24 protein-coding genes and 1 tRNA gene are annotated in these 25131 nt (G+C 64.4%); 15 read left to right on the plus strand and 10 right to left on the minus strand.

All coding sequences use genetic code 11. The features are described 5' to 3' along the window. Positions 1 to 29: 29 nt before the first annotated feature. Positions 30 to 761, minus strand: a complete 732-nt coding sequence (locus XH81_RS35160; protein ID WP_028145187.1) for a DUF3750 domain-containing protein — start codon at positions 759 to 761, stop codon at positions 30 to 32. A gap of 132 nt (positions 762 to 893) precedes the next feature. Next, complete coding sequence (locus XH81_RS35165) at positions 894 to 1745, minus strand: IclR family transcriptional regulator (protein WP_028145186.1); 852 nt, start codon at positions 1743 to 1745, stop codon at positions 894 to 896. Positions 1746 to 1849: 104 nt separating this feature from the next. Here XH81_RS35165 and XH81_RS35170 point away from each other — a divergent pair, with 104 nt between their 5' ends. From XH81_RS35170 to XH81_RS35210, 9 genes are all read left to right on the plus strand, one after another. Further along, the gene (locus tag XH81_RS35170; RefSeq protein WP_179879861.1) at positions 1850 to 2770 is read left to right on the plus strand and encodes a dihydrodipicolinate synthase family protein; all 921 of its coding nucleotides are present in this window, start codon (positions 1850 to 1852) and stop codon (positions 2768 to 2770) included. Between the two features lie 24 nt (positions 2771 to 2794). Then, positions 2795 to 4234, plus strand: a complete 1440-nt coding sequence (locus tag XH81_RS35175) for an FAD-binding oxidoreductase (protein ID WP_028145184.1) — start codon at positions 2795 to 2797, stop codon at positions 4232 to 4234. A 2-nt stretch (positions 4235 to 4236) separates the two neighbouring features. Further along, complete coding sequence (locus XH81_RS35180) at positions 4237 to 5343, plus strand: four-carbon acid sugar kinase family protein (protein WP_028145183.1); 1107 nt, start codon at positions 4237 to 4239, stop codon at positions 5341 to 5343. Then, positions 5340 to 6377 (plus strand): 4-hydroxythreonine-4-phosphate dehydrogenase PdxA, encoded by a 1038-nt coding sequence (gene pdxA, locus XH81_RS35185; RefSeq protein ID WP_028145182.1) that lies wholly within the window; start codon positions 5340 to 5342, stop codon positions 6375 to 6377. Before XH81_RS35180 ends, pdxA begins: the two co-directional genes overlap by 4 nt. Further along, positions 6334 to 7521, plus strand: coding sequence for an iron-containing alcohol dehydrogenase (locus tag XH81_RS35190; RefSeq protein WP_271596801.1), 1188 nt, complete (start codon positions 6334 to 6336; stop codon positions 7519 to 7521). The genes pdxA and XH81_RS35190 overlap by 44 nt, the downstream gene beginning before the upstream one ends. A 60-nt stretch (positions 7522 to 7581) precedes the next feature. Beyond that, complete coding sequence (locus XH81_RS35195) at positions 7582 to 8553, plus strand: Bug family tripartite tricarboxylate transporter substrate binding protein (RefSeq protein WP_038970931.1); 972 nt, start codon at positions 7582 to 7584, stop codon at positions 8551 to 8553. 11 nt (positions 8554 to 8564) lie between these two features. Then, entirely contained in the window at positions 8565 to 9704 is a 1140-nt protein-coding gene (locus tag XH81_RS35200) for an acyltransferase family protein (RefSeq protein ID WP_271596802.1), read from the plus strand. 177 nt (positions 9705 to 9881) lie between these two features. Next, positions 9882 to 9955, plus strand: a tRNA-Gln gene (locus XH81_RS35205). 168 nt (positions 9956 to 10123) lie between these two features. Continuing rightward, positions 10124 to 10486: a DUF1428 domain-containing protein gene (locus tag XH81_RS35210; RefSeq protein WP_038946399.1), complete on the plus strand. Its 363-nt coding sequence runs from the start codon at positions 10124 to 10126 to the stop codon at positions 10484 to 10486. 196 nt (positions 10487 to 10682) lie between these two features. Here XH81_RS35210 and XH81_RS35215 read toward each other — a convergent pair whose 3' ends face one another. From XH81_RS35215 to XH81_RS35225, 3 genes are all read right to left on the minus strand, one after another. Then, positions 10683 to 11246, minus strand: coding sequence for an invasion associated locus B family protein (locus XH81_RS35215; protein ID WP_028145177.1), 564 nt, complete (start codon positions 11244 to 11246; stop codon positions 10683 to 10685). Between the two features lie 66 nt (positions 11247 to 11312). Beyond that, complete coding sequence (locus XH81_RS35220) at positions 11313 to 14459, minus strand: multidrug efflux RND transporter permease subunit (protein WP_028145176.1); 3147 nt, start codon at positions 14457 to 14459, stop codon at positions 11313 to 11315. After that, positions 14456 to 15628 carry an efflux RND transporter periplasmic adaptor subunit gene (locus XH81_RS35225; RefSeq protein WP_028145175.1) on the minus strand — a complete coding sequence of 391 codons (1173 nt, stop codon included), beginning with the start codon at positions 15626 to 15628 and terminating at the stop codon, positions 14456 to 14458. Before XH81_RS35225 ends, XH81_RS35220 begins: the two co-directional genes overlap by 4 nt. A 377-nt stretch (positions 15629 to 16005) precedes the next feature. Between XH81_RS35225 and XH81_RS35230 the strand changes: the two genes are divergently transcribed. From XH81_RS35230 to XH81_RS35255, 6 genes are all read left to right on the plus strand, one after another. Continuing rightward, positions 16006 to 16245, plus strand: a complete 240-nt coding sequence (locus XH81_RS35230; protein WP_018319817.1) for a hypothetical protein — start codon at positions 16006 to 16008, stop codon at positions 16243 to 16245. 224 nt (positions 16246 to 16469) lie between these two features. Next, the gene (locus XH81_RS35235; RefSeq protein WP_028145174.1) at positions 16470 to 18869 is read left to right on the plus strand and encodes a TonB-dependent receptor; all 2400 of its coding nucleotides are present in this window, start codon (positions 16470 to 16472) and stop codon (positions 18867 to 18869) included. 2 nt (positions 18870 to 18871) lie between these two features. Beyond that, positions 18872 to 19561: a Fe2+-dependent dioxygenase gene (locus XH81_RS35240; RefSeq protein ID WP_028145173.1), complete on the plus strand. Its 690-nt coding sequence runs from the start codon at positions 18872 to 18874 to the stop codon at positions 19559 to 19561. Then, positions 19558 to 20547: a tonB-system energizer ExbB gene (exbB, locus tag XH81_RS35245; RefSeq protein WP_028145172.1), complete on the plus strand. Its 990-nt coding sequence runs from the start codon at positions 19558 to 19560 to the stop codon at positions 20545 to 20547. The genes XH81_RS35240 and exbB overlap by 4 nt, the downstream gene beginning before the upstream one ends. A 3-nt stretch (positions 20548 to 20550) precedes the next feature. Beyond that, a complete protein-coding gene (gene exbD / locus XH81_RS35250; protein WP_028145171.1) occupies positions 20551 to 21006 on the plus strand; it encodes a TonB system transport protein ExbD in 456 nt (151 codons plus the stop codon). Positions 21007 to 21015: 9 nt separating this feature from the next. Further along, positions 21016 to 21828 (plus strand): energy transducer TonB family protein, encoded by an 813-nt coding sequence (locus XH81_RS35255; RefSeq protein ID WP_028145170.1) that lies wholly within the window; start codon positions 21016 to 21018, stop codon positions 21826 to 21828. Here XH81_RS35255 and XH81_RS35260 read toward each other — a convergent pair. The 5 genes from XH81_RS35260 to XH81_RS35280 all read right to left on the minus strand — a co-directional run bounded on the left by XH81_RS35260 (position 21816) and on the right by XH81_RS35280 (position 25026). Continuing rightward, on the minus strand, positions 21816 to 22238 hold the full coding sequence (locus tag XH81_RS35260) for a hypothetical protein (protein ID WP_028145169.1): 423 nt from the start codon (positions 22236 to 22238) through the stop codon (positions 21816 to 21818). The genes XH81_RS35255 and XH81_RS35260 overlap by 13 nt on opposite strands. Before the next feature lie 62 nt (positions 22239 to 22300). Next, on the minus strand, positions 22301 to 22981 hold the full coding sequence (locus tag XH81_RS35265) for a site-2 protease family protein (RefSeq protein ID WP_028145168.1): 681 nt from the start codon (positions 22979 to 22981) through the stop codon (positions 22301 to 22303). Positions 22982 to 23130: 149 nt separating this feature from the next. Further along, positions 23131 to 23523, minus strand: a complete 393-nt coding sequence (locus tag XH81_RS35270; RefSeq protein WP_028145167.1) for a GFA family protein — start codon at positions 23521 to 23523, stop codon at positions 23131 to 23133. 7 nt (positions 23524 to 23530) lie between these two features. Continuing rightward, positions 23531 to 24277 (minus strand): SDR family NAD(P)-dependent oxidoreductase, encoded by a 747-nt coding sequence (locus tag XH81_RS35275; protein WP_028145166.1) that lies wholly within the window; start codon positions 24275 to 24277, stop codon positions 23531 to 23533. 17 nt (positions 24278 to 24294) lie between these two features. Then, positions 24295 to 25026 (minus strand): SDR family oxidoreductase, encoded by a 732-nt coding sequence (locus XH81_RS35280; RefSeq protein ID WP_028145165.1) that lies wholly within the window; start codon positions 25024 to 25026, stop codon positions 24295 to 24297. Positions 25027 to 25131: the final 105 nt, after the last annotated feature.

Here is a 25131-nt window from a genome sequence, read left to right on the forward strand (position 1 = left end):
GCGACGAGACATCGCCGTCTCGGCCGGCTCTACAGACCGGCGGCAACACCGAGGCGGCCGATGCCCGGCAGCTTGACGGCGGGCCGGCGGATGTCGAGGCCGAGCACGGCGCCGAAGAAGTTGACCTCGAGGCCTTCAACCCATCCGAGGGTCAGGCCGAGATAGCCGAAGAGCGAGGCATAGAAGCCGGTGCGCGAGACGGTCAGCCCAATCCATTCCCCGGAATAGGGATAATCCTTGCCGATCGCGGTCGGCGGCAGAACCGCGCGGAGTTCCGGCACGGCATCGAGCGCGGCTTGAACGAAGGTGTTTGAATTCGGTCCCGGCCAGGCGCTGTAGTCGCCGTAGGTTCGAAACTTGTAGGTCTCGATCACAGTCCGAATCCTGGGAATGAGGAGCTCGGCCCGTGACCCATCTACGGCGACGACGGTTTCCGGCAGGGCGCCGAACCACCTTCCATCGGGGGCGAAGCCATTGCTCCGGATCGGTTCGCCCCACGCGGTGTAGTCGTATCGGCTGTAGCTGGTCGCATCCTTTTCCTTGACGACGATCCAGGTGTGGACGGCGAAGATGCTTCGCCACCGGACCGTTCGCGCCGCATAAACCCGGATCAGGGCGTCGGGATGGGAAGAAGCCGGCGGCAGCAGGCCTGCGCTGGAACGGTCAGCCGTCTGCCAATTGCCGCGGCCATCTCCAAGCCAATAGTACCGCGCGGCCGATAGGCCGATCGGCACGAACAGGAGCAGGAAGAAAATGAGCACGGCTCTTCGCAAGGCGAGATCGGGTTTCGGAAGGAAGTCTCGAGGATATAGGTCGCGAAAGCTTTTTCACAATGATCTTCGAATGCAGATCGTCAGCTGTGAGGTCGCACGGGACATCCGCGAAGAGATCGCTCAGCTCGTCAATCCCGACTTGATCGCGAGATCCTGCACCTGGCCGGTCAGCTCCATCAGCCGCGGCAGCGCCTGGTCACGGAACGTCGGCATGTCCATGCGCATGGCATCGACCGTGATGCTCAATCCCCCGATCACGAGGCCCTGGGCGTCGAAAATCGGCGTTGCCAGGGTGCGCAGGCCGTAGGCGTTCTCCCCGTCGGAGACGGCGTGGCCTTTCTTCTTCACCTGATCGAGCCGGGCGAGCAGGGCATCGAGATCGGTCAGCGTCCGTTCCGACAGTTTGACGCGAGGGCGCGATTCCAGTCGCTCGATCTGCTCGTCACGCGCCAGATGTGCCAGCATGACATGACCGAGCGCGGCGCTATAGGCGGGAATGCGCGTGCCGGGCCGGCGATCCATCTTGTGGCGGTCGAGGCCCGCGCCGACGCGCGCGAGATAGACCACGTCACCGCCGTCGAGGATGCCGAGCGAAGCCGCATCGCCGACATCGGGCACGAGATCTCGCAGCAACGGCTCGACCATCGGCCTTAGCGATCCGTGCGACAGCACGGTGTAGCCGAGGTCGAGGCAGGCAACGCCGAGGCGGAACCGGCGGCTCTGCGGCACGGCTTGCAGATAGCCGAGCTCGGTCAGGGTCTGGATCAGCCGGAACGCCGTTCCGCGATCGAGATCCGCCCGTGCGGCAATCTCACTCAGGGTGAGCTCAAAGGCTTCGCTGCTGAAGCTCTTGAGCACGGCAAAGGCCTTGCCGACGGACGCGACATGATTTTTGGGATTTTTCGGGGACGATTCCGATTTGCGCTTCGTGGCCTTCTTTTCGACCTTGGCCATGCTCGAATGCCTTGCCATGACAGCCACCGCCCTTGACGCGGCGGCAAGCTGATTTTACGACTGGTGCAAGCCAATAACAAATGTTCGCATTCCGAACAACAGATTTGACGATTGGAGGAAGTTTGTCGACACCATCACTGCACCCTCATGGCGTGTTCTCCGCCGCGCTGACTCCGCTCGACGCCGAGCTCGCCCCCGATCATGCGCGCTTCATCGCGCATTGCCGCTATCTCCTCGATGAGGGCTGCGACGGTATCGCGCTGCTCGGCACGACAGGCGAGGCGAACTCCTTCTCCGCGGCCGAGCGCATGGCGCTGCTCGAGGCGGTGGTGGCCGCCGGCATCGCGCCGCAACGACTTTTGCCGGGCACCGGCGTTGCCGCGTTCAGCGAGACCATCGCCCTGACGCGCCACGCGCTTTCAGTCGGCGTCGACACCGTCGTGATGCTGCCGCCGTTTTATTATAAGGGTGTCACGGACGACGGCGTTTACGCGTCCTATAGCGAAATCGTGCAGCGCATTGGCGATGCCAGGCTCAAGGTCGTGCTCTATCACATCCCGCAGATGTCGGCGCAGCCGATCTCGCATGCGCTGATCGAGCGGCTGCGAACGGCTTATCCGGCAACGTTCGTGGGTATCAAGGATTCCTCCGGCGACTTCGCGAACATGACCGCGATGGTCGAGCGCTTCCCCGGCTTTTCGGTCCTGGTCGGAGCCGATCCACTGCTGCTGCCGCTGCTGCGCAAGGGCGGCGCCGGCTGCATCACGGCGACCTCCAATCTGGTCGCGCGGGACCTTGCTTATGTCTACAAGCATTTTCGCGATAGCGACGACGACGCGGCGCTCAAGACGGCGCAGGCGCGCATCGTGAAAGCGCGCGAGCTGGTCTCGCGCTTCCCGCAGATGGCCTCGCTGAAGACACTGGTGGCAGAGCGCACCGGTCATGCGGGATGGCAGAGCCTGCGACCGCCGCTGGAGTGCTTGCCGCCGGAGCAGGTGAAAGAGCTGCTCGCGAATGCTGCGGCATTCGCAGTCGCTTTGTAGGCGGCGCGACGACGAGGCGATCCGATGTCAGACTCCTTCCAGGACGCGCTCTCCGGGCTTGCCGCGATCGTCGGCGACAAGCACGTCATTGCGTCCGGAGCTGACCAGGAAGCCTACGTCGTAGACTGGCGCGGGCGTTATCACGGCCGCGCGGTCGCGGTGGTGAAGCCCGGCTCCACCGCCGAGGTCGCCGCCGTCGTCAAATTCTGTGCGGCAAGGCAGCTCGCGATCGTGCCGCAGGGAGGCAACACCGGCATGTGCGGGGCGGCGACGCCGGACGATCGGGCCGGCAATGTGGTGATCCGGCTCGACCGGATGCGCGCCGTCCGCGACGTCAGCCCACTCGCGAACACGATCACAGTGGAAGCCGGCTGCATCCTCGCTGAGGTGCAGAACGCGGCGCGCGACGTCGATCGCTATTTTCCCTTGAGCTTGGGTGCCGAAGGCTCCTGCCAGATCGGCGGCAACATCTCGACGAATGCCGGCGGCACGGCGGTGCTGCGTTACGGTCCGACGCGCGATCTCGTGCTCGGGCTGGAGGTCGTGCTGCCCGACGGGCGCATCTTCAACGGCCTGCGCGCACTGCGCAAGGACAATACCGGCTACGCGCTCAAGCAGCTGTTCATCGGGGCAGAGGGCACGCTCGGCATCATCACCGCGGCGGTGTTGAAGCTGTTCGCGCCGCCGCGCAGCTCGGCGCTGGCGCTGCTGAAACTGCAGGGCGTCGAGCAGGCGCTCGAGATCATGCAGCACCTGCGCGGCGCGGTCGGCGACCGGCTCGGCAGCCTCGAGATCATGTCGCGTTCGCAGATCGAGGCGATCGCAGAGTCCGTGCCACATGTCGCGATCCCCTTCGAGTTGACGACGCCGTGGTATCTGATCGTCGAACTGACCGACACGCTCGCCGGCGTCGACCTCGACGAGCCGCTGGGCACGGTGCTGGCCGACGCGATGGAAGCGGGGCTCGCCGAAGACGTGATCCCGGCCTCCAACCTGGCGCAGGCGAAGGCGATCTGGGCTGTCCGGCACAGCGTATCCGAAGGCAACAAGCGCAGCGGCTATGTGGTGTCGCATGACAGCGTGGTGCCGCTGGAGCGTCAGGCGGCTTTCGTCAACAATGTCGAAGCCCGTATCAAGGCGGCCGTCCCCCATGCGAACGTCGTGATGCACGGCCATATCGGCGACGGCAACATCCACGTCGTGGCCCTGATCGACCGCGCGCGTTGCCAGGACCCGGCGGCGACGGCTGCGCTGGTGGCTGAAATCAACGCGATCGTCGACGACGAGACCGCAGCGCAGGGCGGTGCGATCAGTGCCGAGCACGGCATCGGCGTCACCAATCGCGGCCGGCTCGCCCGTGTCGCCGATCCCCTCGACATCGAGCTGATGCGCGATATCAAGAGATTGCTCGATCCGGAGGGCCTGATGAATCCCGGCAAGATCTTTGGTGCGGGAGCGGCATGACCATGACGAGCGTCCGCCTGCTTGCCGACGATCTCACCGGTGCGCTCGACACCGCGGCAGAGTTCGTCGGCCTGTGCGGACCGTTCGATGTCCTCTGGTCGGAAGCGTTTACGCCGCTGGAGTCCGGAAGCCTCGCGATCGATAGCGGCACCCGTGAGCGCTCGAAGGCCGACAGCGTCGAAATCGTTGGGCGACTGGCGCCCCACCTTCAGGGCGGGACGATCGCCTACAAGAAGGTCGATAGCCTCCTTCGGGGCGCGTGGGCGGCTGAGCTTGGCGCCTGTCTGCGCAGCGGCCATTGGACCTCCTGCGTGGTCGCGCCGGCGTTCGATTATCAGGGACGCCGCACCGTCGGTGGCCAGCAATTCGCCCGCACCGTGCATGGCGATTGGCACAGGGTCGGCGACAATTTGCTGGATCAATTGCGGCAGGACGGCATCGAGGCACGACAGGGCACGCCCGACACGCTCTCGCAAGGCGGCGTGCAGGTGTTCGATGCCGAGAGCGACCTCGACCTCGATCGCGTCGTCGAAATGGCGCGGCGCATGCCGGGGCCCGTGTTGTGGTGTGGGAGCGGCGGCCTGGCCGGTGCGCTTGCCCGCCGTCAAGGCGCCGCTGCGTCCTCGCAACTGAAGCGGCCGGTGCTGGGGCTGTTCGGCTCCGACCAGGCTGCCACCGCATCCCAGCTGGCTGCATGTGGTCACGCCACCATTGCGCTGGCCGAGGGGGAGGGCGACGCGGGCGTTCGGCGCAAGCTGGCCGACGAGGGCGTGGCGCTGGTGAAATTCGCCCTCGCCGACGGCCTGGTGCGGGCCGAGGCGGCGCGGCGGATCGCGCACGAGATGGCGGGGCTGATCGCGGCACTCGAACCGCCGGGCACGCTGGTTGTTGCCGGTGGGGAAACCCTGAAGGCCGCATGCGTTGCCCTTGGCGCGCATGCGCTCGAGGTGACAGGACGTATCGTGCCGGGATTGCCGCGCTCGATCTTGCAAGGCGGCCGCTGGGCCGGCGTCGATGTCATCTCGAAGTCCGGTGCATTCGGCCCCAGTGAGCTGTGGCGCGACCTGCTTCGGGATAATCATTTGCTCAGCAAGGGGAGTCCGACATGACCTCTCGTCATCTAGCCATCACCATGGGCGATCCCGCCGGGATCGGGCCGGAGATCATCGTCAAGGCCTGCGTCGGGCTGCAGGACCGGATCGCGAAAGGCGATCTGCGGATGCTGATCATCGGCAGCGGCGCGGCGCTCGATGGCGCGAAAGCCGCACTTGGTGCCGGCATTGCGATTCCCGAAGTGCGCGCCGAGGATCGCGACTGGCCAAACCTCTGCTTCCTCCAGGCCGACATCGAGGGCGATCCGATCAAGCCGGGCGTGCTCAGCGCTGATGGCGGCCGCTTTGCCTACAAGGCGATCGAGCAGGGCGTGCGGCTGACGCAGGCGGGCCGGACCGCGGCGATCGTCACGGCGCCGCTCAACAAGGAAGCGCTCAACAGGGCCGGCTATCACTTCCCGGGTCATACCGAGATGCTGGCGCATCTCACCGGCGTGCGCGGCTCGGTGATGCTGCTGGCCCATGGCAACATGCGCGTCAGCCATGTCTCGACCCATGTGGCGCTCGAGGACGTGCCGAAGCGTCTGACGCCGGAGCGGCTGCGCATGGTCATCGACCTCACCAACGATGCCCTGCTGCGGCTCGGCATTGCCAAGCCGAAGATCGCGGTTGCCGCGCTCAATCCACACGCCGGCGAGGGCGGCTTGTTCGGCCGGCAGGACATCGACGTGTCCGCGCCGACGATTGCAAAAGCCGTCGCCGACGGTCTCGACGTCGTCGGCCCCGTGCCCGGCGATACCATCTTCGTCAAGCTGCGCGCCGGCCAGTACGATGCGGCGGTCGCGATGTATCACGATCAGGGGCACATCCCCGTCAAGCTGCTCGGTTTCCAGGTCGATCCGGCAACCGGCCGCTGGCAGGAGCTCTCCGGCGTCAACATCACGCTGGGCCTGCCGATCATCCGCACCTCCGTCGATCACGGCACCGCCTTCGACATCGCCGGCCAGGGCATCGCCAACGAGCACAGCCTGATCGAGGCCATCGACTATGCCGAGCGGCTCGCCGCTGGCGTTTCTGCATCCAAATCATGAGTTCGAACGCACGATGACCAACGCCTTCACGCCCATTGAATTCCAGCGTCCCACCATCCTCGAGTTCGGCAACGGCACGATCGGCGCGGCAGCGCGCTTCGCCGAGCGGATCGGTGCCAGGCGGCCGCTGGTGATCTCCGATCCGTTCAACGCACGCCGCGTCGACATGCTGGCGCTGCCGGGTGCGGTGAAGGTGTTCGGTGAGGTCAAGCCCGAGCCCGACCTGCCCAATCTCGAGAAGGCGGTGGCGATGGCGAAGGACGTCAAGCCTGATCTCGTGGTCGGCTTTGGCGGCGGCAGCGCGATGGATCTCGCCAAGCTGGTCGCGGTGATGTGCACGAGCGACGTGCCCTTTGCCGATATCGTCGGGCCGGAGAAGGTGGCCGGCCGCAGCGTCGCGCTGATGCAGATTCCGACGACGTCGGGCACCGGCAGCGAGGCCGGCACCCGCGCGCTCGTGACCGATCCTGTCAGCCAGAACAAGCAGGCAGTGCAGAGCCGCTTCATGCTGGCCGACATCGCCATCGTCGATCCGGATCTGACGATGACCGTGCCGAAAGAGGTCACCGCGGCAACCGGGGTCGACGCGCTGGCGCATTGCGTCGAGGCCTATACCAGCCGCAGGGCGCATCCGACGATCGACCTCTACGCGCTCGAAGGCGCGCGGCTGGTCGGCCGCTATCTCGAGCGCGCGGTGGCCGATGGCGGCGACCGCGAGGCTCGTGCGGGCCTGGCGCTCGCCTCGCTCTATGGTGGCTATTGCCTGGGACCGGTGAACACGACCGCCGGCCACGCCGTGGCGTATCCGCTCGGCACCCGTCACCACGTGGCGCATGGCCTGGCCTGCGCGGTGATCTTCCCGCATACGCTGGCCTTCAACATGCCGGCGGTGGAAGCGAAGACGATCGCGGTGCTCCAGGCGCTCGGACTGCCGGAGAAGGGCGATCCAAAGCTCGCATTCGACGCCACCTACGGGTTCTGCAAGAATCTCGGCATCGAGATGCGGCTGTCCGCGCTCGGCGTGCCCCGGGACGATCTCGGCGTGATGGCCGACGAGGCGCACGCCATTCGCCGCCTGCTCGACAACAATCCGCGCGACCTCGGCCGGGATGCGATCCTGAACATGTACGAGATCGCGTTCTAGCCGTCTCCGCCGCACGCACGCGGCAGCCGATCAACAACACGGAAAACAGAGGAAACGTCTATGAGATCGATCTGGCTCGTCCTTGCCTCAGCCTTGGTGCTGGCGGCCTCACCCGCAAAGGCGCAGGACGGCTATCCGTCCAAGCAGGTGACGGTGGTCGTTCCCTTCGCCGCCGGCGGCACCGCGGATATCTTCGCGCGGATGGTCTCCAACCATTTGCAGGCGAAGTTCGGCAAGCCTTTCGTGGTCGAGAATGTCGGCGGTGCCGGCTCGATCCTCGGCGTGACGCGGGTGGCGAAATCGGCGCCGGATGGCATCACGCTCGGCCTTGCGAGCACGTCCGCGCTTGCGATCAACCCGTCGCTCTACGGGCCGAAGCTCAGCTACCAGCCGGACAAGGACCTGGTGCCGGTCGCCCAGATCAGCGTCGTGCCCAACGTTCTCGTCGTCAATCCCAACAAGATCAAGGCGCGTACCGTGCCGGAGCTGATCGCCTATCTGAAGGCGAATCCGGACAAGGTCTCGTTCGGCTCGGCCGGTGTCGGCACCTCGCAGCATCTTGCCAGCGAGCTGTTCCAGCAGATGACCGGCACCAAGATGGTGCACGTGCCCTACAAAGGCTCCAGCCAGATGCTGACGGACCTGCTCAGCGGCCAGATCGATCTCGCCTTCGACAACGTTCCGCTGCTGCTGCCGCAGGTGAAGACCGGCCAGCTCGCGCTGCTCGCGACGGCAACGCCGAAGCGCGCCGCCTTCGATCCCGAAGCTCCGGCCGTTGCCGAATTCCTGCCCGGCTTCGAGGCGGTGGCCTGGCACGGTTTCATTGTGCCCGCGGGCACGCCCAAGCCGATCGTCGAAAAGCTCTCGGCCGAGATCCGCGCCTTCATGCAGCAACCGGAGACGGTGCAGAAGATGGCCGAGCTCGGTGCCACCGCTGTCGCCGTGGATTCCGAACCGTTCGCGGCCTACATCAACGCTGAGACGGCGCGCTGGAAGAAGGTGATCGAGGCCGCCAACATCAAGCTGGAGTAGGGCGGCACGCGATGAGAGAAGCCGGCCACCGCATGCCCGAGAACGGCGGCCGCTTGTTCAACGCCGGTCGCCGGTCAAGTTCGCATCAGCCAACGGGTGCGGGGCTGATGGGGACTGTTCGTTTTCTGCTGGCGGCGATCGTCGTTGGATTTCATTGCCAATTTGGCGTCATTCACCAGACAATCGGAGGTTTGGCCGCTGTAGAAGTCTTCTACATCATCAGCGGCTTTTACATGGCCGCCGCCTATGAGCGGCACTATCCCGGACGGCCTGCTGCATTCTTCGCCAGCCGCTTCGCGAGGCTTTATCCGTTCTACCTCGCTGTCCTTGCAGCTACGTTCGCGCTACATCTGTGGAATCCGGCGAACGAGAGCGGCATCTTCAATTCCCTCAGAACGGATGAGCGGCCCTATGTGATCAACCTGTCGCTGCTGGGTCTCGATCTCTATTCGGCCATGCACAGCACCACGTATCTCCTGGTTCCGCAGGCCTGGTCGATCAGTGCGGAGATCGTCTTCTACGCGCTGCTGCCTGCCTTGCTTCTCCTGAATAGAAAATGGCTCGCCGGATTGGTGGTCGCTGCCTTCACGATCAAGATGACCATTCTGCACGTCTACGAATGGAAATGGGCTTACTTCCCGTTCTACAGCCAGATCGGCTATTTCGGCACCGGCGTTGTACTCTTCTCGTTGCGAGATCGCCTGACATGGTCGACGCGAGCGGGCTACTGGCTCGCGGCCCTGTACTGCCTCTATCTCCTCGGCGACGTCTATGCCGACGTCGACTATCACGGGGGCATCGTTCAGGGCGTACCGCTGGTTATCGCAACCTGCATCGTGATTCCGACGCTTTTCTCGAGAATCAACGGACCGCTGTCGACCGCGTTGGGCGACGCCTCCTATGGCGTCTATCTCTCGCATTTTCTCTTCATCCAGATCGCGATCAATCTGCAGTTCTTTGATCCGATCACGCTGACCAATCCACACATTGTGAGCCATTGGCGAATTCTGTTTCAAACCCTGGGCATCCTGCTCGCATCGACGGTCGTTGCGCTCGCCTTCGAGTTCACGCTGCAGCGATGGATCGATCGGGTGCGCCGGTCGCTGTTCTACAACCGCAGAGGGCCGCAGGATTCCTTCGGGAAGAGTTGAGACAGTCGGTCTTGTCGGTGCGAACGCAGCGAGAACAAGCCGACGATGTTCACAGAGGGGCTGGACCGCGAAGGTCAGCGCGGCTATATGAGCGGCCTGCGAGCCGCTGATTTGCGAAACTGTCAGCCCACCCTCGCAGAACTTCCGAAGAAAGCTTAGCGATTTCAAGCGCTTCGGTGGGGAATGGTGTAACGGTAGCACAACAGACTCTGACTCTGTTTGTCTTGGTTCGAATCCAGGTTCCCCAGCCAGTTCCAGGCACGCCCAAAGGTCAAGATCTCGAGGCCCCTCGGTGACGGTGACCGTCCACGGGCCGCGCCGCCGGTCGCGACCGTTTGCCTCATCTGAAATCGCACTTCCCCGGTCGGATCGCCGTTCTCTGCATCGTCCTTGGGTCACACAACTCAAGGAGATCCCTGATGCCCTATGTCGATGGTTTCGTTCTGGCTGTGCCGAAGGACAAGATCGAGGCCTACAAGACGCTGTCGACGACCGCCTGCGCGCTCTGGATGGAGCACGGCGCGCTCGATTATGTCGAATGCGTCGCTGACGATGTCCCCTATGGCGAGCTCACCTCGTTTCCGCGCGCGGTGATGGCGAAGGAGGACGAGGTCGTGGTGTTCGCCTGGATCGTCTACCGCGACCGGGAGACCCGCGATGCCGTCAACAAGAAGGTGATGGCGGACCCGCGGCTGAAGATGGAGGGCATGCCGTTCGACGGCAAGCGCATGATCTATGGCGGCTTCACGACATTGCTCAGGGCGAGCGACGTCGTCAGCTGAGAGGCGGGGGAGAAAGCCTATCTCGGAGGTGCGCGGTCGACTTCGGCCTGCAACAGCGGGCAGCCGGCGAGCCGCGCCTCCATCACCGAATACACGCTGCTGATCGACACGGCTGCTGCACGTCACCGTCACCATGCACAATGACCAGCGGCTCGACGGCGACGCGCAGATGGCGCGGCAGTAACGGGGACTTGCGTTACTTGATCTTGTCGTAGGCGGCCGCGAAATCGCCCAGCGGCATCGGGATCGCGATCGTCTCCTTGGCCATGTTCTGGAAGGAGACCTTGAGCTGCTTGCCCGACCGCAAGGCGGCAAGCAGGTCCGGCGCGATCGGCGCCGAGGCGTAGCAGCCGCGGTTCTCGCAGGTCTGGATCTGCAAATCGACCGTCTTGCCCTCGTCGACCTGGAGCTTGGCGCCGATGGGAAGGTTGAGGCCGAGCGGCAATTGCAGCAGCGCCACCGGCGTGCGGGTGTCGGGCGCGATGCGGATGTTGATCAAAACGATGGTCTGGCCGGTCTTGGTCAGCACCGCGTTCTGCTCCATCGCGCATTCGAGCGGCGCGTCGCGGCTGACGCTGGTGCAACGCACGATCCAGCCGGGCTGTTGTGCCGGCGCGCCGTCAGCCTGTGGCTGCGTCGGAGCCGGCGCGGGCTGTGCCGCCGGAGCGGGGGCGTTCTTCTTGGCCTGTTGGGCATACGCGGCGCCCAAGGGCAACAGGACAGCTGCGGCGAGGGCGACAAGTCTGGATTGCATGAGCATGGCGAGACCGCGTTGGCGTGAACCGGGGGCCTCGCTGTAGCGTCGCCGGAAGCGCCGTGCAAGCCGCTACTCGGCGGCTTCCTTAACGGTGCCGTGCTCGACCGTCTCGCCGCCTTCGCCGTCACCCGAACGGCCCCAGCCCGAGAACCAGTTGTTGAGCTCGTCGAGATAGAGATAGACCACCGGCGTGGTGAACAGCGTCAGCGCCTGGCTGACGATCAGGCCGCCGACCATGGCGTAGCCGAGCGGCTGGCGGATCTCGGCGCCGGTGCCGTGGCCGAGCATCAGCGGCACGCCGCCGAGCAGCGCGGCCATCGTCGTCATCATGATCGGGCGGAAGCGGAGCAGGGCGGCCTGGCGGATCGATTCCGCCGGCGTCTTGTGCTCGTCGCGTTCGGCGGCGATGGCGAAGTCGACCATCATGATGCCGTTCTTCTTCACGATGCCGATCAGGAGAATGATTCCGATCAAGGCAATGAGGCTGAAGTCGAATCCGGCCGCCATCAGGATCAGAAGCGCGCCGACGCCTGCCGAGGGCAGGGTCGACAGAATCGTGATCGGATGGATGTAGCTCTCGTAGAGGATGCCGAGGATCAGGTAGACCACGACGAGCGCGGCAAGGATCAGCAGCGGCACGGTGCCGAGCGATTGCTGGAACGCCTGCGCGGTGCCCTGGAAGCTCGAGTTCAGCGTCGGCGGCGCGCCGAGATCTGCCATCGCCTTCTGCACGGCTTCCGTCGCCTGACCGAGCGCGACGCCCTGGCCGAGGTTGAAGCTGATGGTGATCGCCGGGAACTGGCCCTGGTGGCTGATCGAGAGCGGGCGGACCGGATCGGTGGTCCAGGTCGCGAACGTCGATAGCGGCACCTGGTCGCCCGTCAGCGGCGACTTCAGATAGAGCTTGTTCAGGCTGTCGAGATTGCCCTGCATCTCCGGCAGGATCTCCAGGATCACCTTGTAGGTGTTGAGCTGGGTGAAATACTGCGTGATCTGCCGTTGTCCGAAGGCGTCATACAGCGTGTCGTCGATCAGCTGCGGCTGGATGCCGTAGCGCGCGGCGGTGTCGCGGTTGATCTTGAGCTGGACCGTGGTGCCCTGGGTCTGCTGGTCGGTCGCGACGTCGCGCAGCTCCGGCAGCGTCTGCATCTTGGCGAGGATTTTGGGCGCCCATTCGTTGAGCTCGTCCAGATTGGCGTCCTGCAGCGTGAATTCGAACTGCGTACGCGTCGGCCGTCCGCCGAGGCGCACGTCCTGGGCTGCCTGCATGTAGACGCGGGCGCCCTCGACCTTGTCGAACTGGGGACGCAGTCGCGCGATGATCTGCTGAGCCGAGGCATCGCGCTTGTCGCGAGCCTTCAGCGTGATGAATATGTTGCCGTTGTTGCCGGCGCGGCCGCTGCCGCCGATCGACATGGCGACGCTGGCGACGTCGGGATCAGCGAGGATGATCTTGCCGAGCTGTTCCTGACGCCGGGTCATCTCCTTGAACGAAATGTCCTGCGAGGCTTCCGAAGTCGCCGTGATCAGGCCGACATCCTGCTGCGGGAAGAAACCCTTCGGGATCAGGACGAACAAATAGATCGACAGTCCGAGCGTGGCGAAGAAGATCGCCAGCGTGGTGCGCCGCCAGGCGAGGGCATGGTCGAGAACGTATTCGTAGCCGCGCAGCATCGCGTCGAAGGCGCGCTCGCTCCATTGATAGAACCGGCCGTGGCGCACCTCGCCATGGGCGCGCAGGAAGCGCGAGGCCATCATCGGCGTCAGGGTCAGCGACACGAACATCGAGACGAAGATGGTCATCGCCAGCACGACGGCGAATTCGCGGAACAGGCGCCCGATGATGCCGCCCATCAAGAGCAGCGGAATCAGCACTGCGACCAGCGAGATGCTGATCGACACGATGGTGAAACCGATTTCCTTCGAGCCGCGGAAGGCCGCCGCCATCGGCGATTCGCCTTCCTCGATGTAGCGCGTGATGTTCTCGAGCATCACGATGGCATCGTCGACGACGAATCCGACCGCGATGGTGAGTGCCATCAGCGATAGATTGTCGAGGGAATAGCCGACGACCCACATCAGCGCGCAGGCGCCGAGCAGCGCCAGCGGAACCGTGATGGCCGGAATGACGGTGGCCCAGAAGCTGCGCAGGAAGATGAAGATGACCATGACCACGAGGGCGATGGTCAGCAGCAGCGTGAACTGGACGTCCTCGACGGCGGCGCGGATGGTCGTTGTGCGGTCGCTGATGAGCTCGATCTTGATGGCGGGTGGGATCGCGGCCACGAGGCGAGGCAGGGTGGCCTTGATCCGATCGACGGTCTCGATGACGTTGGCGCCCGGCTGCTTGAATATCACCAGGAACACGCCACGCTTGCCGTTGGCCCAGGCCGCCTGCTTGGCGTCTTCAGCGGCGCTGACCGCCTGGCCGATGTCGCGGATTCGTAATGGAGCGCCGTTGCGATAGGCGATGATGACGTCGTTCCAGTCCTTCGCGTGCGTGAGCTGGTCGTTGGCGTAGATCGTGTAGGCGCGCTTCTCGCCGTCGATATTGCCCTTCGGGCTATCGACCGTGGTGATCGCGATCTGGCTGCGTACGTCCTCCATCGACAGGCCCTTGGCGACCAGCTTCGCCGGATCGACCTGGACGCGGATCGAGGGTTTCTGCTGGCCGCCGATGAAGACCTGGGCGACGCCGGAGAGCTGGCTGATCTGCTGGGCGAGCTGGGCGTCGACCGCGTCGCTGACGCTGGTCAGAGGCAACGTCTCCGATGTCGCAGACAGCAGCAGGATCGGCGCATCCGCCGGGTTGACCTTGCGGTACGTCGGCGGCGACGGCAGGTTCTTCGGCAGCTGGCCGCTGGCGGCGTTGATGGCGCCCTGCACGTCATTGGCGGCGCCGTCAATGCTGCGGTTGAGATCGAACTGGATGGTGATCGACGCCGTGCCGAGATAGCTCGTCGAGGTCATCTGGGCGATGCCGGGAATCTGGGCGAACTGGCGCTCCAGCGGCTGCGCCACCGACGAAGCCATCGTCTCGGGGCTACCGCCCGGCAAATTGGCGGTGATCTGGATGGTCGGGAAGTCGACCTGCGGCAGCGGTGCGACCGGGAGCAGGGGATAGGCGACGAGACCGACGAAGAGGATGCCGGCCATCAGCAGCGAGGTGCCGATGGGATAACGGATGAAAGGTGCCGAAATCCCGCCCTCGGTCATTCCTGTCGTACCTTGTTCTGGGCCGGGTTCGAACTCGCCACCGTCGTCGAGACGAGGCTTCCGGGCTGCACCTTGAACTGGCCGCCGGTGATCACCTGCTGACCGGCGCTCAGCCCTTCTTCGATGACCGAATGTCCGTCGATGGCGTAGCTGACCTTGACCTTGTGCACCTCGGCCTTGTTGTCCTGATTGACGGTATAGGCGTAGAGGCCGTTGGTCGAATGCTGGACCGCGTCATCCGGAACCACGGTCGCATCCTTCAGCGTCCGCACCAGAAGCCGCGTCGAGACCGACTGGCCCGGCCACAGCGTGTGGTCCTTGTTGTCGAACACCGCCTTGAGCCGGATCGTTCCGCTGCTGGTGTCGACCTGGTTGTTGATGACCGCAAGCTTGCCCTCGGCCAGCGTCTTCTTGCCGTCGGTGGTGAAGGCGATCACCTTGAGCGCGCCGCTCTTCTGGCCTTCGGTGATATAGGGCAGCTGGTCTTCCGGCGCGGTGAAGATCACGGAGATCGGCTCGACCTGCGAGATCGTGACGATGCCCGTCTGCGTCGAGGCGTTGACGATGTTGCCGATGTCGACTTGGCGCAGGCCGGCGACGCCGGTGATCGGCGCCTTGACCTGGGTGTAGTCGAGCTGGGTCTGGGCGTTGGCGATCGCGGCTTCGTCGGCGGCGATCTGGGCGGTGAGCTGGGCGACGGTCGAGCGCTGGGTGTCGACCCGCTGGGCGGTGGCGAATTCGCCGAGCTTCATGGCGCGCTGAAGCTCGAGATTGGCGTTGGCCAGACTAGCCTCGTCCTGCGCCTTCTTGGCCTTGGCCTGGTCGAGCGTGGCTTGATAGGGACGGGGATCGATCGAGACCAGAAGCTCGCCCTGCTGGACGATCTGGCCTTCGCGGAAGGCGAGCTTGTCGATCTGGCCATCCACGCGGGTGCGGACTTGCACGGTGTTGAACCCCTGAACCGTGCCGAGACCGGTCAGATAGACCGGGAAATCGACCTTCTGAACCGGGGCAACGCTGACGGGGACGGCGGGCGGGCGGGGCGGACCCTTCTGGGCGGTCTGGGTTTTTCCAGCCTGGGAGGCGCCGAATTTCTGCCAACCATAGTAACCCGCGGAGGCCACGGCCGCGATGATCAGAATCCAGAGGATCGGCCGGGACTTTTTCATATCGTCTCGTGTCGGCTCTTGTGCCCTCAGCTACGAATTATGGGGCAATCGTAGGGTTCCATAAGCGTTTGTATAATACACGCCAAGTTCCAGTGTAAACAGCACTATCAGTTGAGAATCCTAAACAATTGGAAAGCTTTGCACCGTCTGGGCAGTGGTCTGGCACGGCGGTGTGCAGTGCTGCATTTTCCCGGCAGACGCGATCGGCGGGCAAACCTCAAGCAGCACTCCCAGACGGTGTGCTCGGGCCGAATGGTGCGGGCCGAGCCGCCAGTCGGTATCGGTAACAAGAATGGTTCTAAGTCGCGCGGGGGCCGTTTCGGTTGTCAGGAATTTCAGCATCGTCCATATCGGCGCCGCCACAAAGGGAGCGCAGGATGGACGAGCTGAACGGCAAGCTGATCGCGTGTCAGATTCTGATCACGGGATTGATCGCGCGTGTCGCCAATGAGCAGCGCGATCCCTTGCGCTTCCTCACCGACTTCCGGGACGAGATCAAAGCCGTCGTGAACGGCGTCAACATCGCCGGCATGGACAGCACCGATCGCGTGCGCGCTGTTGCGCTGAAAACCGTCGACGAATTGTTTTCGCTGATGAAGCCGCCGAGCAGCGATTGATGCTGTGAGCGAGACCGCCGATTGCACAGCATGCGGCGCTGTTTCTTAGAACGAGTCCAATCTCAGTTTAGAACGATTTCAAACTCTAGTTTAGAATCGTTTTGATCTGGATTGATTCAAGGGTTCTTGCGAGCCGCTCGCATTGACCCGCTATTTTGCGGCCGATACCAACACGCATCGTTCGTCGAAGTGAATGAGCGAACAGGAAGATGGGGCGTTTGGTAATGGGGCAGGTGGTCGCACCGAAATCGTTGCGTTCGGTCGCAGCATTCGGTCTGGTGGATGAAAAGTTCGCGGGCGTTTCTGGCAAGAAGGCGTCGGCAGTTGCGAGCTTGATCGCGGTGGCGTCGGTGTCGAGCGGCGCGCAGGCGCAGCAGTCGAACCTGCCGCCGGTGACGGTCGATGCTCCCGTCGAACGTCCGCGTCCAACGTCGTCGAAGCCCTCGCCGGAGCAGGTCCGCGCCCGCAATGCGATTCGCCGGGCCGCGCAGCGCGAGCAGGCGGCTCAGCAGACGGCGCCGACCACACCGTCAGGCGCTCCCGACGGCAATCCCTATGCGGATCCGGCCGCGCCCTACAAGGTCGACCACGTCCAGGCCAGCGGCAAGTTTCCCGAGAAGATGCTGAACACGCCCAAGTCGATCACGGTGCTCAGCAAGGAAGTTCTCGAGGACAAGAACGCGACGACGCTGAAGGAGATCGGGCGCTCGACCGCGGGCGTGACGCTGGGCTCGGGCGAGGGCGGCAACGCGTTCGGCGACCGTTTCTTCATCCGCGGCTTCGACGCGCGCAACGACGTGTTCATCGATGGCATCCGCGATCCCGCCGTGTCCATCCGCGAGAACTTCTTCACCGAGCAGATCGAGATTCTGCGCGGTCCCGCGTCCTCCTATGCCGGCCGCGGCACCGCCGGCGGCGCCATCAACATCGTCACCAAGCAGGCGGGCGATCGCAATTTCCAGCGCATGGATACCGAGTTCGGGACCGACTACACAAAGCGCGTCACGCTCGACGTCAACCAGGTCATCGATCCCACCTTCTCGGTGCGCACGGGCGGCCTGTTCCAGGACGCCAACGTCGCCGGCCGCAATTATGTGACCGACAATCGCTGGGGCTCCTTCATCTCGACCAAGTACACCCCGACGAGCGACATCAAGATCACCACGAACTACGTCCACACCGACCTCAGCGGTCTGCCGGATTTCGGCGTGCCCTATTACAGGCAGGGCAATGTGCCGGTGACCTCGGCTGGTATTCCGCGCGGCAACTGGTACGGCTTCCTCAATCGCGACTTCCAGACGGCGCGGCAGGATTTCGGCACCGGCACGATCGAGTACAAGGTCAACGAGGCCATCACGCTGACCAGCAAGGTGCGCGGCGAGCATTCGGTGCTCAACTATATCGGCACGCTGCCGCAGAACCCGATTACGACCAGCCCCAATCCGATGCTCTGGACCACGACGGCGAGCGCGCAGAGCCGCTACCAGAACGTGGACGTGTGGACCAATCAGAACGAGGCGACGTTCAAGCTCGACACCGGCGGGGTCAAGCACACCGCGGTGTTCGGCGTCGAATATTCGAACGAGAACATCTCGATCGACCGCTACGCCGGCCTCGCGTCAGAGCTGGCCGGAAGCCCGTTCACGAGCACCGGTGCCGTCACGGGGGTCAATCTCTACTCCCCGCAATACACCAACATTCCCTTCGGCATTCCGGGGCTCGTCGGAAATCCGACGCGCTATGGCGTCAACACCAGCAGCGTGTACGTCATGGACACCGCGAACTGGCAGGACACGATCATCGTCAACGGCGGTATCCGCTACGACGGCTACAGCCAGAGCGCGTCGACGAACTCGGCCTACCTCAAGCAGAACAACGATCTCGTCAATTACAACGTTGGCGCGGTCTACAAGCCGATGTCGATCGGCAGCGTCTACGCAGCCTACGCGACCTCGGCCAATCCGTTCGGCTCGGAGCTTGACGCGACCGGCACCGACTACGGCGGCGTTCCCGCCAACTCGACCATCCTGCTCGGACCCGAGCGCAACAAGGCGATCGAGGTCGGTACCAAATGGGAGCTTGCCGATCGCCATCTGCTGGTGACCGGCGCGCTGTTCCAGACCACCAAGGACAACGCGCGCGAAACCGTCAACGGCCTGCTTACCTCGGGCGCCGCCTACAGGATCCAAGGCATCGACATCGAAGCCGAGGGTAAGATCACGGATCGCTGGAGCATCTTCGGCGGCCTGGTGTTGATGCAGTCCAAGGTCACGCAGAGCGGCGTTGCCTCGAACATCGGCCTGCAGCTTGCCAATATCGCCCACCAGTCGTTCAGCATGCTGACCAAATACAAGTTCGACGACGGCTGGGAGCTTGGCGGACAGGCGGTGTATCGCTCGAAGGTCTATGGCGGCACGTTCGCGGCCAACACCAACGAGCTGCCGAGCTATTGGCGCTTCGATGCGTTCGTCGAGAAGAAGATCGACAAGAACTGGACGATGAAGTTCTACGCCCAGAACCTGACCAACAAGCTGTATTACGACTCGTTCTATCGTAGCGCCGTGCCGTTCGTGGCGGTCGCGCCGGGCCGGGCGTTCTACCTCGTGACGACGGCGAAGTTCTGATCATGTTGACGTGCCTGCCTGGCGTTCTCAGCAAGGATGATGTGGCGGATTTCCGCCGCATCATGGACGCCAGCGCATGGGAGGACGGCCGGTCCACCGCCGGCGCGCAGTCGGCCATGGTCAAGCGCAACGAGCAATTGCCACCGGACAGCGAAGTCGCGCGAAAACTCGGCAACCGCATCATCTCGGCGCTGACGTCGAACCCGCGCTTCATCGCGGCGGCAATTCCGCTCCAGATCTTCCCGCCGCTGTTCAACCGCTATGCGGCGGATAGCGGCCACCATTTCGGCCTGCATGTCGACAATGCGATCCGCGGCGACCGTCTGACCGGCCTTCGCATCCGCACGGACCTGTCGGTGACGCTGTTTCTCGCCGAGCCGGAAGAGTACGACGGTGGCGAACTTGTGATCGAGGACACTTACGGCTCGCACGAAGTCAAGTTGCCAGCCGGCGACTGCGTGCTCTATCCCTCGACCAGCCTCCACCTCGTCACGCCGGTGACCAGGGGAACACGGGTTGCGTCTTTCTTCTGGCTGCAGAGCATGATACGGGACGATCAAGCCCGGAGCATGATCTTCGACCTCGATACCGCGATTCAGGCGCTGGTGGACCGGCTCGGGCGTGACGATCCCGAAACGGTCAAATTGACGGGTATCTATCACAACCTCATTCGCTACTGGGCCGAAGTATGAAGACCATGACCTCTAGAGCAAGCCTTGCCGCAGCTTTGATGCTGGCGGCCGCCGGGCTCGCATCCCCCGTTTCGGCCCAGACACAACCCCCCTCGGCACCGGCGCAGTCGACGGCTCAGCCGGCCCCGGCCGGTCCGGCTCCGGCGGCGCCCGCGGCCACCACGCCTGCGGTCCCGGCGCCTTCGGCTTCGACGGCAGCCACCCCGGTTGCTCCCACGGTGCCCTCCGCGGCCGCCGTTTCGACCACCGCCAAGCCTGATGCCAAGCCTGATGCGGCGGCTGGCATCGCGCCGGCGATGAAGGAATTGTCACCCTGGGTGATGTTCATGTCGGCGGACGTCATCGTGAAGGCGGTGATGATCGGGCTCGCCTTCGCATCGCTGATGACCTGGACCGTCTTCATCGCCAAGTCGATCGAGCTGTCGGTCGCATCCTCCAAGCTTCGTTCGGCGCTGAAGAAGGTTGCGGAGACGCGCTCCCTCGCCGAAGCGCAGATGGCGCTCGGAGCCAAGGAGGGCATCCTGCCGTCGTTCCTGGCGGCGGCGCTGCGCGAGGCGCGGATGTCGGCCGGCCTGTCCAGCGACGCCGGCATCAAGGAGCGCGCAGCCTCCAGCTTTTCCGAGATCGTGCGCGCCGAGGCGCGGCGGATCCGCATCGGCATGGGCGTGCTCGCGACCATCGGCTCGACCTCGCCCTTCGTCGGCCTGTTCGGCACGGTCTGGGGCATCATGAACAGCTTCATCGGCATCTCGAAGTCGCAGACCACGAACCTCGCGGTCGTCGCGCCCGGCATCGCCGAGGCGCTGCTCGCCACCGCGATCGGCCTCGTCGCCGCGATCCCGGCCGTCATCATCTACAACCACTTCTCGCGCGTGACGAAGGGCTATCTCGAGCTCGTCAGCCGCGCCTCGGGTGCCGCGGGGCGGCTGCTCTCGCGCGATCTCGACCGCAGCCACGGCAGCGTGCATTCGCGCGCAGCGGAGTGAGCCATGGGCGTTTCGCTCGCAGACAACGATGACGACGACGATTTCTCGGAAACGCATGACATCAACGTCACGCCGTTCATCGACGTCATCCTGGTGCTGCTGATCATCTTCATGGTCGCAGCTCCGCTCTCCACGGTCGACCTGCCGATCGATCTGCCGACGTCGAGCGCGACGCCGCAGAAGAAACCGGACAAGCCGACCTATCTCAGCATCAAGCCCGATCTGACGCTCGCCCTCGGGGAGAATCCGGTCCACCGGGCCGAGCTGATCGGGACGCTCGACGGACTGTCCGACATGAGCAAGGACAAGTACGTCTTCCTGCGCGCCGATCGTTCGGTGCCGTACGGGGAGTTGATGGGCGTCATGGAGCTCCTGCGCTCAGGCGGCTATACGCGGGTGAAACTGGTGGCGCTGGAAGGCGCGCCGGGAGCGCCTGCGGCAGGCGCCGCTCAGCCTTAGAGGCCCGCTATGTCGGACGAACACAGACCATCCCGGAAGCTCTGGATCCTGGCGGCGGTGGCCGCGCTCGTGCTCCATTTGGGTGGTGCTGCGCTCGCGCTGGCTCATTTGCGCGCTGACGACGACGGCGACGGCCTGGGTGCGAACGGTGCGGAATTCGCCGTGGAGATGGCATCGCCCAAGGCGCCCGAAACCGATCTGCCGCCCGGGCCCGACAGCGAAGCGATGCAGGAGCAGCAGGCGCTTCCCGAGCAGAAGGCCGAGACCAAGGAGACGGAGCTTCCCAAGGACCAGTCGCAGCAGGTCGAGGATCCCGACCGCGTCGTGACCGAGAACAACGCGAAGAAGCCGACCGAAGACGATCCGAAAATTCAGGCGGTCGAAACGCCGGCCGCCGAAGCCTCGCCGAAATCGGTTGCGACGGCACGGCAGACGCTCGAGGAGGACGCGCGCGAGGCCGAGAAGGCGCTGGCGCCCGTCATCGGCATCGGCAAGGACATCCTGAAGCTGACCGCCGACTGGAACCGCAAGATCAGCGCGCATTTGTCGCTGCACAAGATCAATCCGGAAGGCAAGCAGCCCAATAACCAGAAGGTCAAGGTGAGCTTCGCGATCAACCGGAAGGGCAACGTGCTGTCGGTGGATGTGGTGGAGTCATCCGGGGATTCAGCCTACGACGCGGCCGCGGTCTCGATCGTCCGCAAGTCGGATCCGATCCCGCAGCCGCCTGCCGGGCTGACCGAGGACCGGTTCGAGCGGACCGTCGATATCATCTTCACGCCGGCCGACGCGAAAAAGAAGAAGACCGCTCAGCGCCAGTAGAGCCGGATGCCGACATAGACGACGACCAGGCAGGCGAAGATCAGCGCCACCGGGAGTGGCCGTTTCTGGGTTCCAGCTGTCGCCCCAGCCCCGAAAAAGCTGGTCGTCTTTGGCTTCGGCGCCGGACGGCGGAAAGCGGTAACATTGTCCGCCGCTGCTTCAGGCGGGCGAGGGCGGACGTCGGGTGCGGCTCCCGCGCCGCCCATCTCGGCATAATAGGCCTTGTAGATCGCACCGATGGTCGCCTCGGTGGCCTCGCCCTCGCTCATCTGCGCCAGCAGGTTCTGGTAGCTCGCCAGAAACTCCTGGGCCTCCGGCGGGAGCGCGGACGCCCCATTGAGCTTGGCCATCATCTTCCAGGTGGCAAAATCGGCGCGGGCGCGGGTGTCCGCGCGTCGCGCGATCAGCATATCGGCAGCTTTGACCAAGTCGGCCTCTGGCCCTTCGGCTTAAAGTTCGGGTGGCTGTTCAACTACGCATTGCCGGTCAGGAGGAGAACAGCCTGAATCACATAACCGGTCAACGTTCGCAGTATTGCTGAAATAACATCAAGATTTAGACCGAACTGGGAACCTGCAAGGGGCAGCAGGATCAACAGGCCGATCAGGATCAGCATCCCGAACGGCTCGAGCCGGGCCAGCGGCATGGCGAGCGGGCGGGGCAACAGCCCGACCGCGACGCGCCCGCCATCGAGCGGCGGGATCGGCATCATGTTGAAGACCGCGAGGATGGCGTTGATGATGAGCGCATTCTTGAGGTTGTCGGCGACCCATTTCGCCGAGCTTGCGGGGACAAGGGGCAGGGCGTGGAAGGCGAGGGCCACTGCAAGCGCCAGCAGGATGTTGGTGACAGGCCCGGCCAATGCCACCCAGACCATGTCCAGTTTGGGGTTGTTCAGCTTGCGGAAGTTGACCGGTACCGGCTTGGCGTAGCCGAACAGGAACGGCGAGTGCGCGAACAGCAGCATCGCCGGCAGGATCACGGTGCCGAACGGGTCAATGTGGCGCAGCGGGTTGAAGCTGACGCGGCCGAGCTGCGAGGCGGTGTCGTCCCCGAGCCGGTCCGCGACGAAAGCGTGCGCAGCCTCGTGGAAGGTGATGGCGAGCACGAGGGGAAGCACCCATACCGACAGATCATAAAAGGAAATGTTCACGGCTCGTCCGTCCCGGTTTGCCTGCGGCCTTGCGGCCGTCCCGGCCAACCGGCGGTACAGCAACGCTTCGGCTCAACATAGGAGGGGCGGTCCCGAAATGCCACGCTGCAAAGGGGGCGCCGGCAGCACGCCGCCGTGCCATCGTGCAATCAGGCCGGAATCGTCCCGGGATATTGCACCAGGCCGTCGTCGAGCTTCAGCCAGGCGGGCTTTTCCGAGACCCAGATGTGCTCGGTCGGCGCGAAGGCATTGCGATCGTCGAAAACGGAGAGGGACACGCCCGCGAGCGTGCCGTTACGGCGCCAGGCGAACAGGCGCGTGCCGCAGCGCTTGCAGAACACGCGGTCGATCGCCTCGGACGACGCATAGCGCTCCGTCTCGCCTTCGACGCTCAGTGCGCGCTGGTCGAACTGCGCGCGGGCGAAGAAGGGCGAGCCCATCGCCTTCTGACAGAGGCGGCAATGGCAGACGCGAACGTTGAGCGGCTCGCCTTCCGCCTTGAACCGCACCGCGCCGCACAGGCATCCACCTTCCCGGATCATGCTGTCCTCAATAGGTTGCGCGTCCGCCCGAGATGTCGAACACCGCGCCGGTCGAGAACGCGCAGTCCTCGGATGCGAGCCAGGCCACCATCGCGGCGAGCTCTTCGACCAGCACGAAGCGCCCCTTCGGTATCTTCGACAACATGAAGTCGATGTGCTGCTGCGTCATCTGGTCGAAGATCGCGGTCTTGGCCGCGGCCGGCGTCACCGCATTGACGAGGATGTCATGCGCGGCGAGCTCCTTGCCGAGCGACTTCGTCAGCGCGATCAGGCCGGCCTTGGACGCCGAATAGTGCGAGGCGTTCGGGTTGCCTTCCTTGCCGGCGATCGAGGCGATGTTCACGATCCGCCCGTATTTCTGCTTGAGCATCGCGGGCACGATGGCCTTGCAGACGATGAAGGGACCATCGAGGTTGATGCGCAGGACCTTCCGCCATTCCTCGAGGTCGGTCTCCCAGACCGGCTTGTTCACGCCGGCGATGCCGGCATTGTTGACGAGGATGTCGATCTTGCCGAATGCGGCGAGCGTCGCATCGCGCGCCTGCTCGACGGCCGCGGTGTCGGTGACGTCGACCTTGAAGACGCGGACGTTGTCGCCGATCTCCTTCGCCGTCTTCTCAGCGAGCGCGGCGTCGAAATCCCAGATCGCGACCTTGGCGCCGGAGGCGGCAAGGCGCTCGGTGATGGCGCGGCCAAAGCCCTGCGCGCCACCGGTGACGATGGCGACGCGGCCGTCGAGATCGATCTTGTTCATGCCGGGTGCCCCTGGGGTCAGAGCATGTAGCCGCCGTCGACGACGAGGTCGACGCCGGTGGTGAAGGCGCTCTCGTCGCTGCCGAGATAGACCGCCATGTTGGCAATCTCCTCGGCGGTGCCGAGCCGGCCCATCTTCTGGCGGGAGATGAACATCTCCTTGCCTTGCGGTCCCTGTGCGGCGGCGCGGTCGAGCATCGACGGCGTCTCGACGGTGCCGGGGCAGATCGAGTTGCAGCGGATGCCCTTGGTGATGAAGTCGAGCGCGACCGCACGCGACAGCAGCGACACTGCCGCCTTCGACGAGCTGTAGACGTAGCGGTTCGCCGGCGGCCGCAGCGCTGCGCAGGACGAGATGTTGACGATGCTGCCCCCGCCGCCCGCGATCATCTCGGGCAGGAACGCCCTGATGGTCCGGTGCATCGACTTGACGTTGAGGTCGAACGAGAAATCAAAATCCTCTTCCGAGCACTCCAGGATGGTGCCGTGGTGCACGAAGCCGGCCGCGTTGAGCAGGATGTCGATCTTGCCGATGCGCTTGGCAAGGGCGTTGACGTCGGCGGTGTTGCGCACGTCGAGCTTTGCGACCTCGGCAATGCCTTCCTTGGTCAGATCAGCGATACCGGCCTCGTTGATGTCGGTGGCGATGACGGTTGCGCCTTCACGCGCAAATGCGATGGCGCAAGCGCGCCCGATGCCGGCCGCTGCCGCCGTGACGACGGCGCGTTTACCCTTGAGGCGGTTGGCCATGTTGTTTGTCTCCTTTGAATTGGTGCCGTCATTCCGGGGCGCGGCGAAGGCGCGAGCTACGATGCGCAATTGCGCATCTGAGAATCCATAACCACGATCGGGAGT

The organism is Bradyrhizobium sp. CCBAU 25360, from assembly GCF_028128695.1.
In the GTDB taxonomy this organism is placed as follows: Bacteria; Pseudomonadota; Alphaproteobacteria; order Rhizobiales; family Xanthobacteraceae; genus Bradyrhizobium; species Bradyrhizobium ottawaense.

Excerpts from the sequence above, each read along its gene's own strand:
- XH81_RS35165 (WP_028145186.1), bottom strand. The coding sequence starts at position 1,745 with ATGGCAAGGCATTCGAGCATGGCCAAGGTCGAAAAGAAGGCCACGAAG.
- XH81_RS35175 (WP_028145184.1), top strand. The coding sequence starts at position 2,795 with ATGTCAGACTCCTTCCAGGACGCGCTCTCCGGGCTTGCCGCGATCGTC.
- XH81_RS35180 (WP_028145183.1), top strand. The coding sequence starts at position 4,237 with ATGACGAGCGTCCGCCTGCTTGCCGACGATCTCACCGGTGCGCTCGAC.
- pdxA (WP_028145182.1), top strand. The coding sequence starts at position 5,340 with ATGACCTCTCGTCATCTAGCCATCACCATGGGCGATCCCGCCGGGATC.
- XH81_RS35190 (WP_271596801.1), top strand. The coding sequence starts at position 6,334 with ATGCCGAGCGGCTCGCCGCTGGCGTTTCTGCATCCAAATCATGAGTTC.
- XH81_RS35195 (WP_038970931.1), top strand. The coding sequence starts at position 7,582 with ATGAGATCGATCTGGCTCGTCCTTGCCTCAGCCTTGGTGCTGGCGGCC.
- XH81_RS35200 (WP_271596802.1), top strand. The coding sequence starts at position 8,565 with ATGAGAGAAGCCGGCCACCGCATGCCCGAGAACGGCGGCCGCTTGTTC.
- XH81_RS35210 (WP_038946399.1), top strand. The coding sequence starts at position 10,124 with ATGCCCTATGTCGATGGTTTCGTTCTGGCTGTGCCGAAGGACAAGATC.
- XH81_RS35215 (WP_028145177.1), bottom strand. The coding sequence starts at position 11,246 with ATGCTCATGCAATCCAGACTTGTCGCCCTCGCCGCAGCTGTCCTGTTG.
- XH81_RS35220 (WP_028145176.1), bottom strand. The coding sequence starts at position 14,459 with ATGACCGAGGGCGGGATTTCGGCACCTTTCATCCGTTATCCCATCGGC.
- XH81_RS35225 (WP_028145175.1), bottom strand. The coding sequence starts at position 15,628 with ATGAAAAAGTCCCGGCCGATCCTCTGGATTCTGATCATCGCGGCCGTG.
- XH81_RS35230 (WP_018319817.1), top strand. The coding sequence starts at position 16,006 with ATGGACGAGCTGAACGGCAAGCTGATCGCGTGTCAGATTCTGATCACG.
- XH81_RS35235 (WP_028145174.1), top strand. The coding sequence starts at position 16,470 with ATGGGGCAGGTGGTCGCACCGAAATCGTTGCGTTCGGTCGCAGCATTC.
- XH81_RS35240 (WP_028145173.1), top strand. The coding sequence starts at position 18,872 with ATGTTGACGTGCCTGCCTGGCGTTCTCAGCAAGGATGATGTGGCGGAT.
- exbB (WP_028145172.1), top strand. The coding sequence starts at position 19,558 with ATGAAGACCATGACCTCTAGAGCAAGCCTTGCCGCAGCTTTGATGCTG.
- exbD (WP_028145171.1), top strand. The coding sequence starts at position 20,551 with ATGGGCGTTTCGCTCGCAGACAACGATGACGACGACGATTTCTCGGAA.
- XH81_RS35255 (WP_028145170.1), top strand. The coding sequence starts at position 21,016 with ATGTCGGACGAACACAGACCATCCCGGAAGCTCTGGATCCTGGCGGCG.
- XH81_RS35260 (WP_028145169.1), bottom strand. The coding sequence starts at position 22,238 with ATGCTGATCGCGCGACGCGCGGACACCCGCGCCCGCGCCGATTTTGCC.
- XH81_RS35270 (WP_028145167.1), bottom strand. The coding sequence starts at position 23,523 with ATGATCCGGGAAGGTGGATGCCTGTGCGGCGCGGTGCGGTTCAAGGCG.
- XH81_RS35275 (WP_028145166.1), bottom strand. The coding sequence starts at position 24,277 with ATGAACAAGATCGATCTCGACGGCCGCGTCGCCATCGTCACCGGTGGC.
- XH81_RS35280 (WP_028145165.1), bottom strand. The coding sequence starts at position 25,026 with ATGGCCAACCGCCTCAAGGGTAAACGCGCCGTCGTCACGGCGGCAGCG.